Origin of the sequence: Streptomyces lushanensis (genome assembly GCF_001700515.1) — a bacterium.
Classification (GTDB): Bacteria; Actinomycetota; Actinomycetes; order Streptomycetales; family Streptomycetaceae; genus Streptomyces; species Streptomyces lushanensis.
Window position 1 is genome coordinate 1 of record NZ_MAUD01000290.1, and the last position, 7,722, is coordinate 7,722.

The following is a 7,722-nucleotide window of genomic DNA, read 5'->3' on the forward strand; positions in this document are numbered from 1 at the left end:
GTGTCGACGGCGAATCCCGCACGCCGCAGTCCGGTCGCCACCAGCTCGGCGAGGACCTCCTCGTCCTCGGCGACCAGTACCCGCATGCTGTCGTCCCTCGCCTCGTGCCCTGCCTCGTGCATGATGCCCTTCTCCTCCCGGGATGGGCCTGTCTACGGCACGGGGTGTTTCGCAAAGCTCTCCGCGTCCCCGCCCCGTCCCCGCCCCCGTCGTCCCCCCGAAAGCCGGGCGACCCGTGTCCGAGGGGTCGGATACGATATTGACATTCCGTAGACCGATCGATCACTCCATGTAGCGACTTGGGAGCAGCCCGCAATGGCTCGACACCTCATCACCAGCGCCCTTCCGTACATCAACGGGATCAAGCACCTGGGCAACATGGTGGGGTCCATGCTCCCGGCGGACGTGTACACCAGGTACCTCCGCCAGCGCGGTCACGACGTCCTCTACATCTGCGCCACCGACGAGCACGGCACGCCCGCCGAGCTCGCCGCGAAGGAGGCGGGTGTCCCGGTCGACGTCTTCTGTGCCGAGCAGCACGACGCCCAGAAGGCGATCTACGACGGCTTCGAGCTGAAGTTCGACTACTTCGGCCGCAGCTCGTCCGCGGAGAACCGCGAGATCACCCAGCACTTCGCGCGCAGGCTGAAGGAGAACGGCTTCATCGAGGAGCGGGCCATCCGCCAGGTCTTCTCGATCGCCGACGACCGCTTCCTCCCGGACCGCTACATCGTCGGCACCTGCCCGCACTGCGGTTACGACAGGGCGCGCGGCGACCAGTGCGAGAACTGCACGCGCGTGCTGGACCCGACGGATCTGATCGAGCCGCGCTCGGTGATCAGCGGCAGCAGCGAGCTGGAGATCCGCGAGACCAAGCATCTCTTCCTGCTCCAGTCGAAGCTGGCGGGCGAGGTCGAGGCCTGGATCGACGAGAACGGCGCGGAGTGGCCGCAGCTCGCCTCGTCCATCGCGCGCAAGTGGCTGACGGAGGGCCTGCACGACCGCGCGATCACCCGCGACCTGGACTGGGGCGTGCCGGTCCCGGCCGACGCGTGGCCGGAGCTGGCCGCCGAGGGCAAGGTCTTCTACGTCTGGTTCGACGCCCCGATCGAGTACATCGGCGCGACGAAGGAGTGGGCGGACGCCGCCGCCGACGGCGAGGTCCGCGACTGGAAGTCGTGGTGGTACGAGGCCGACGACACCGTCCGGTACACCGAGTTCATGGCCAAGGACAACGTCCCCTTCCACACGGTGATGTTCCCCGCCACCCAGCTCGGCACCCGTGAGCCCTGGAAGAAGGTCGACTACGTCAAGGCCTTCAACTGGCTGAACTACTACGGCGGCAAGTTCTCCACCTCGCAGAAGCGAGGCGTCTTCACCGACGCCGCGCTGGATCTGCTGCCCGCCGACTACTGGCGCTATTTCCTGATCGCGAACGCGCCCGAGTCGGACGACACGTCCTTCTCCTGGGAGCACTTCACGGCGACGGTCAACAAGGACCTCGCCGACACCCTCGGCAATTTCGTCAACCGCGTGCTGTCCTTCTCGCGCAAGCGCTTCGGCGACGCGGTGCCGGCGGGCAAGGCGGCGGGCGAGGCGGAGGAGAAGCTCGGCCAGGAGATCGCGCGGCTGCTCGCGGAGTACGAGCGCCAGTTGGAGTCGCTCCAGTTCCGCAAGGCGGCGGCGGCGCTGCGCGCCCTGTGGTCCGCGGGCAACTCGTATCTGGAGGAGAAGGCCCCCTGGCTGGAGATCAAGACGGACGAGGAGGGCGCGGCCCTCACGCTCCGCACCGCGATGAACCTGATCCATCTGTACGCGGTGGTCTCCGAGCCGTTCATCCCTGCCTCCGCCCGGGCCATGCGCGAGGCGTTCGCGCTGAGCGACGACACGGCGAGCTGGGTGACGGCCGAGGAGGCACGCTCCCTGACGGCCGTTCCGGCCGGTACGGCGTTCACGGTGCCGCCGGTGCTCTTCGCCAAGATCACTGATGAGGATCTGGCGGCGTACAAGGAGCGCTTCGGCGGCGAGGACCCGGCCGAGTAGACGAAGCGGTACGGACGGCGCCCGTCCGGACGCGGCTCGCCTCAACGGCGCTCGTCCGCACGGCAGCCGTCCGTACGGCACCCGTCCGCACGACAGCAGCGGCGAAGGGCCCGGGGCGCGGCGCTCCCGGGCCCTTCGCCATGGATCCGGGCCGCCGTGCGTCACAAACTCAGCGAGGCCGAGTCGCCCATCACCACCACCGGCCGCTTCGCCGGATCGAGCGTGCGCAGCAGTTCCTTCATGCGCGGGCGCGGCAGGGCGACACAGCCCTGGGTGGGACCGCCGTGGTCCACATGGAGCCAGATACCGCCGCCCTTGTCCTGGCCGAGCGGCCGGGTCCAGTCGATCGGACTGGTGCCCGGCACCCGGTTGTAGTTGATCGCGATCACATAGTCGAAGGTCCCCCGGAGCGACTCGCCCTCGAAGCCGGTGCCCTCCGCCTCGAAGGCGCGCCCCCGGTCGTACGGGAGCTTCGAGCCCGGATCGGCCAGTTTGCCGCCCGCGTCGGTCAGATCGAACACTCCGATGGGTGAACGCAGATCTCCCTCGACATGGTCGTCGGTCCAGCCCTCCCGGGCGTTGTGCGCGGGCCACTCGTCGGAGGCCCGCCGCCAGCCGGTCACCGGATCCCGCTCGTAGACCATGACGACGGACCGGTCCGAGTCGATGTCGTCGCCCCGCACCACCACGGCCTGATTGGCCGTCTGCGGGATCTGGGCGCGGGTCTCGGGACCGAGGCCGGAGATCTCCAGCGGCTCGACGGTCTGCGCCTCGGGCGCGGACCGGCCGGTGCTGTCCGCGGAGCCGGCGGTGTCCTTGCCCTCCGAGGCCGTACCGCCCGGCGTGGCCGTTCCGCCCGGCGCGGAGCCGACGTTGTCCGCGGTGTCCGCGGTGCCCACGCAGCCGGTGAGCAGCAGGCCGGTGACCAGCAGCGCGGCGGCCGGCAGAACGGCGGCCGGCAACGCGGCGGCCGGCCGCGGTCCGCTGCGAGCGGGACGGAGAGAGCGGACGGGCATGGGCGGGCCTCTCATTTCTCGATCGGGGGACGCTCGGCGGTTGCCGTCGGCGGAGGAGCAGCCGGGGGAGTCGTCACGGTTCCCTTGCCGAAGTCTGCGCCGGTGACCATCGCCCTGACGTCCTCGACGGTTCCCGGCGCGTCGCCGGAGACGCAGAGGGTGACGCCGACGGCCGTGACGGGAGTGGTGGAACCGCCCAGGAGACCGGCGTACTCCCTGGTGCCGCGGATGCCTCGGCACACCTCGGACGGTTCCGCCGACGCGTACAGCTCCGGGGGCCGCTGGATCTTGCCCGACATGTCGACCCCGATCACGGGGGTGAGGGTGAGCAGGGCGCCGCCGGGTGCGAGTGCCTGGAGCGGCACGCACACGCTGTCCTTCGCCTTCTTCGGGCAGGACTCTCCTTGTCCGTACGCGGTCAGCCGCTCGGACGAGGCGTAGCCCCGGGCCGCCGACTTGAGCCCGCCGAAGCCCGGCATGTCCACCGCCTGCCAGCCCTCGGGCAGCCGCAGCGTCAGACCGGCCACATGCTCGAACCGGAACGGGACCCCGGACGAGGTCGGCGCCGGGTCCGGTCCCCCGGTCGGGTCCTGGCCCGCGACCGGATCCCGCCGTTCGGTCACCGAGGGCCCCGGGGCCGCGGGCGGCAGCGGTTCGGGGCCACCGCGCAGGGCGCCAGGGAGGAACGTTCCCGCCAGCATGAGCCCGGTCACGGCCGCCGCGGCGGCCCCTCCCGTACGGCGCCGGCGGCGGGCCCGGCGGACCCGCTCCCGTACCCGGCTCAGCCGCTCCTCCGGGGCGGGCAGCCTGGGCACGGCCCGTTCCAGCAGGATCCGCAGCTCCCGCTCGTCGTCGTACGCGTCCTCGTGGCCGTGGCCGTGGCCGTGGGCGGCCCCGGCCCCGGGCGTGCGCGCCGGCTCACCCATGGCGCTCACCGCCCGCCACCGACGCGGGCAGCGCCGCCCGCAGGGAGCGCAGCGCCCGCGCCGACTGGCTCTTCACGGTGCCCGTCGAACAGCCCAGGGTCTCGGCGGTGTCCTCGACGCTCAGGTCCTCGAAGTACCGCAGCACGACCACCGCGCGCTGCCGCACGGGCAGCGCCCGTACCGCGGCGGCGAGCGACTGCTCCAGATCGACATGCTCGTACGCGTCGACGGCCCCGGCCGTGTCCGGCAGCTCCCCGTACGGCAGCTCGCCGCGCCACCGCCGCCGCCACCAGGACGCGTGCAGATGCACCAGCGCCTTGCGCACATAGGCCTCCGGCCGGTCCCCGGAGATGCGCGACCACTTCGGCCACACCTTCGCCAGGGTGCTCTGGAGCAGATCCTCTGCCAGATGCGCGTCGCCGGTCAGCAGCCACGCCACCCGCAGCAGCCGCGGTCCCCGGGCGGCGACGAACGCCTCGAAGTCGCCCTCGCCCGGATCCATCCTCGTGCCCCCGCCGTCCTGTTCGGTTTCCCACGCCTGTGGAACGCGTCGGCGCACCGATCGGGTTGCCCCGGAAGGAGAAGCGGTCCGGGCGGGGAGTCACCGGCGAGGGGGCGGCCCGGAACCTTCCGGTGCCGGACCGCCCCCTCGCCCGTGCCACCCGCCGGGCTACTCGCCGGACTTGGCGACCGGCTTGCGCAGCGCGATGTTCAGCTCCCGCAGACGCGACTCCGCCAGCTCCGTCGGCGCGCCCATCATCAGGTCCTGGGCGTTGCCGTTGAGCGGGAAGGCGATCGTCTCGCGGATGTTCGGCTCGTCGGCCAGCAGCATGACGATACGGTCCACGCCCGGGGCGATACCACCGTGCGGCGGAGCGCCGAGGCGGAAGGCGCGGAGCATGCCCGCGAACTCGTGCTCGACGGTCTCGCGGTCGTAACCGGCGATCTCGAAGGCCTTGATCATGACCTCGGGCTCGTGGTTCCTGATCGCGCCGGAGGAGAGCTCGATGCCGTTGCAGACGATGTCGTACTGCCACGCCAGGATGTCCAGCGGGTCCTTGGTCTCCAGATCGGCCAGACCGCCCTGGGGCATCGAGAACGGGTTGTGCGAGAAGTCGATCTTCCCGGTCTCCTCGTCCTTCTCGTACATCGGGAAGTCGACGATCCAGCAGAACCGGAAGACGCCCTCGTCGAAGTGCCCGGAGCGCCTGGCCGCCTCGACGCGGACCGCGCTCATGATCTTGGAGACCTCGTCGTACTCGCCCGCGCCGAAGAAGACGGCGTGGCCGGGCACGAGACCGAGGCGCTCGGTGAGGATCTTGACGTTCTCCTCGGTGAGGAACTTGGCGATCGGGCCGCTCAGCGCGCCGTCCTCGCCGACCCGCACCCAGGCCAGGCCCTTCGCACCGTGCTCGACGGCGAACTCGCCGAGCCCGTCGAAGAACTTCCGCGGCCGGCCCGCGGTGTCCGGGACCGGCAGCGCGCGTACGTGCTTGTCCGCGAACGCCTTGAACTCGGAGCCCTCGAAGACGTCCGAGATGTCGGCCAGCTCCAGCCGGGCCCGCAGATCCGGCTTGTCGTTGCCGTACTTCAGCATCGACTCGCGGAAGGGGATCCTCGGGAACGGCGAGGTGACATGACGGCCGCCGCCGAACTCCTCGAACAGCTCGGTCATGAGCTTCTCGATCGGGCGGAAGACATCCTCCTGCTCGACGAAGCTCATCTCGACGTCGAGCTGGTAGAACTCGCCCGGCGAGCGGTCGGCGCGGGCGTCCTCGTCGCGGAAGCACGGCGCGATCTGGAAGTAGCGGTCGAAGCCCGAGATCATCAGGAGCTGCTTGAACTGCTGCGGCGCCTGCGGCAGCGCGTAGAACCTGCCCGGGTTGAGCCGGGAGGGCACCACGAAGTCACGGGCGCCCTCGGGAGAGGTCGCGGTGAGGATCGGGGTGGCCATCTCGTTGAAGCCCAGCGCGGTCATCTTGTGCCGGATGGCGGAGATCACGGCCGTGCGCAGCATGATGTTGCGGTGCATGCGCTCGCGGCGCAGATCGAGGAAGCGGTACTCCAGGCGCCGCTCCTCGTTGACGCCGTCCTCGGCGTTGACCGTGAAGGGCAGCGGGCCCGCCGCGCCGAGGATCTCGACCTCGGAGACCTCGATCTCGATCTCGCCGGTCGGCAGCTCCGGGTTGACGTTCTCCGCACCGCGCGCGGAGACCGTGCCGTCGATCCGGACGACGGTCTCCTTGGTGAGCCTGGACAGCTCCTCGTTGGCCGCGGTGCCGGGCCTGGCGACGAGCTGGACCAGTCCGTAGTGGTCACGGAGATCGATGAAGAGGATGCCGCCCAGGTCTCGGCGATTGTGCAGCCAGCCGCTCAGCCGGACGTCGGTGCCGACGTCAGAGGCGCGGAGCTCGCCGCAGGTGTGGGACCTGTACCGATGCATCGTCGTTTCATCCAGTCTTAGCGGGTTGGGGTTGGCCTCGTCGGGCTCCGGCCGGTGGCCGGTGGGATCCGCGGTACAGCACAACAGGACGATGGCGTACCGCACAACAGGTTACCGCCCGGCCGTTCCGCCCCTCAGTGGCGTTCACTCCTCAGATATTCATAAAGTGGGACAATGCGCACCGAGGATGTCCTGTCCGCGATCGCGACCGGTCTGTGGCGCTGGGACAACGCGTCCGGGACGGTCACCTTCGACGCGGAGGCGGCCCGGCTGCTCGGGCTGCCTGCCGAGCCCGTGGTGCTCACGCTGGCGGCGGCACGCGCGCGGTTCCATCCGGTCGACTGGAACGAGATCAGCGGCATCGTCCATCTCGCGATCGCCGAGCGTACGCTCGCCGAGGCCCGGCTGCGGATCATGGACGAGAACGGCAGGGTGCTCCGTACCGTACGGTCCCGGGCCAGGACGGCCGTCCGGCGCGAGCCCGAGGGCCCGCCGTACGTCGAGCTGTACGGCACGATCCAGGAGGTCGCGGAGGTTCGGCCGGGAACCGCCGTCGGGGGCACCTCGGTCACCGGCGACTGGCGCCGCTCCCGCGAGGCGTTCCTGCTCGACGCGGGCCGCGCGCTGGCCGAGGCCCGCTCGACCGCCGAGGTGCTGCGTGTCGCCGCGTCCCTGTCCATGCCGGGCTTCTCGCCGGACGGTCTCGCGGTCTTCGGTGTCTCCGGCGACCGGCTGACGATCATCGGCCACCACGGGCACGATCCCGGGGACGCGGCTCCCTTCGAGGACATGCGGCTGGACACGGACTATCCGGCGGCCGAGGTCGTACGGAGCGGGCGGGCCGTCTATCTGCCGTCGCCGGAGGCGTACAGCGCCCGCTACCCGGCCGCCTGGCACTCCGTGCGCCGCTTCGAGCGGCGCTCCTGGGCCTATCTCCCGCTGGTCGTGTCCGGGCGCACGCTGGGGTGCTGGATGGCCGGGTTCAAGCACCGCGTCGCGTTCTCCCCCGACGAGCGCTCCGTGCTGACGACGGTGGCGCGGATGCTGGCGCAGGCGCTGTCCCGCGCCTCTCTGGCCGAGACCGAGCGTGAGCTGTCGCTCGGCCTCCAGCGCACGATGATGCCGACGCTCGGGCCGGAGATCCCGGGGATGACGGTGGCGGCGCGGTACGTGCCGACCGGCGGCGGGCTCCAGATCGGCGGCGACTGGTACGACATGATCCCGCTGCCGGGCGGGCCGGCGCGGCCCGACGGCGGATCCGGCCGGGGCTCCGGCGCCCGGGGCCGGGGCGGAG

General features: G+C 71.1%; 6 protein-coding genes and 1 pseudogene. 2 read left to right on the forward strand and 5 right to left on the reverse strand.

Annotated features, from left to right (window positions below):
* A pseudogene (locus BFF77_RS35265) lies at positions 1 to 86 on the reverse strand (response regulator transcription factor); the annotation flags it as partial.
* 229 nt (positions 87 to 315) lie between these two features.
* Here BFF77_RS35265 and metG point away from each other — a divergent pair.
* Positions 316 to 2,043: a methionine--tRNA ligase gene (gene metG, locus BFF77_RS22745; RefSeq protein WP_066952851.1), complete on the forward strand. Its 1,728-nt coding sequence runs from the start codon at positions 316 to 318 to the stop codon at positions 2,041 to 2,043.
* A 161-nt stretch (positions 2,044 to 2,204) separates the two neighbouring features.
* Here the strand turns inward: metG and BFF77_RS22750 are convergent, their stop codons facing one another.
* The 4 genes from BFF77_RS22750 to aspS all read right to left on the reverse strand — a co-directional run bounded on the left by BFF77_RS22750 (position 2,205) and on the right by aspS (position 6,428).
* Entirely contained in the window at positions 2,205 to 3,059 is an 855-nt protein-coding gene (locus BFF77_RS22750) for a L,D-transpeptidase family protein (RefSeq protein ID WP_245703653.1), read from the reverse strand.
* A gap of 11 nt (positions 3,060 to 3,070) precedes the next feature.
* A complete protein-coding gene (locus BFF77_RS22755; protein WP_066952853.1) occupies positions 3,071 to 3,985 on the reverse strand; it encodes a hypothetical protein in 915 nt (304 codons plus the stop codon).
* Positions 3,978 to 4,487, reverse strand: coding sequence for a SigE family RNA polymerase sigma factor (locus tag BFF77_RS22760; RefSeq protein WP_066952855.1), 510 nt, complete (start codon positions 4,485 to 4,487; stop codon positions 3,978 to 3,980). The genes BFF77_RS22755 and BFF77_RS22760 overlap by 8 nt, the downstream gene beginning before the upstream one ends.
* A gap of 168 nt (positions 4,488 to 4,655) precedes the next feature.
* Positions 4,656 to 6,428, reverse strand: a complete 1,773-nt coding sequence (gene aspS, locus BFF77_RS22765; RefSeq protein ID WP_066952857.1) for an aspartate--tRNA ligase — start codon at positions 6,426 to 6,428, stop codon at positions 4,656 to 4,658.
* Positions 6,429 to 6,602: 174 nt separating this feature from the next.
* Between aspS and BFF77_RS22770 the strand changes: the two genes are divergently transcribed.
* The coding region (locus BFF77_RS22770; RefSeq protein WP_141698496.1) for a GAF domain-containing protein at positions 6,603 to 7,722 on the forward strand (1,120 nt) is incomplete at its 3' end.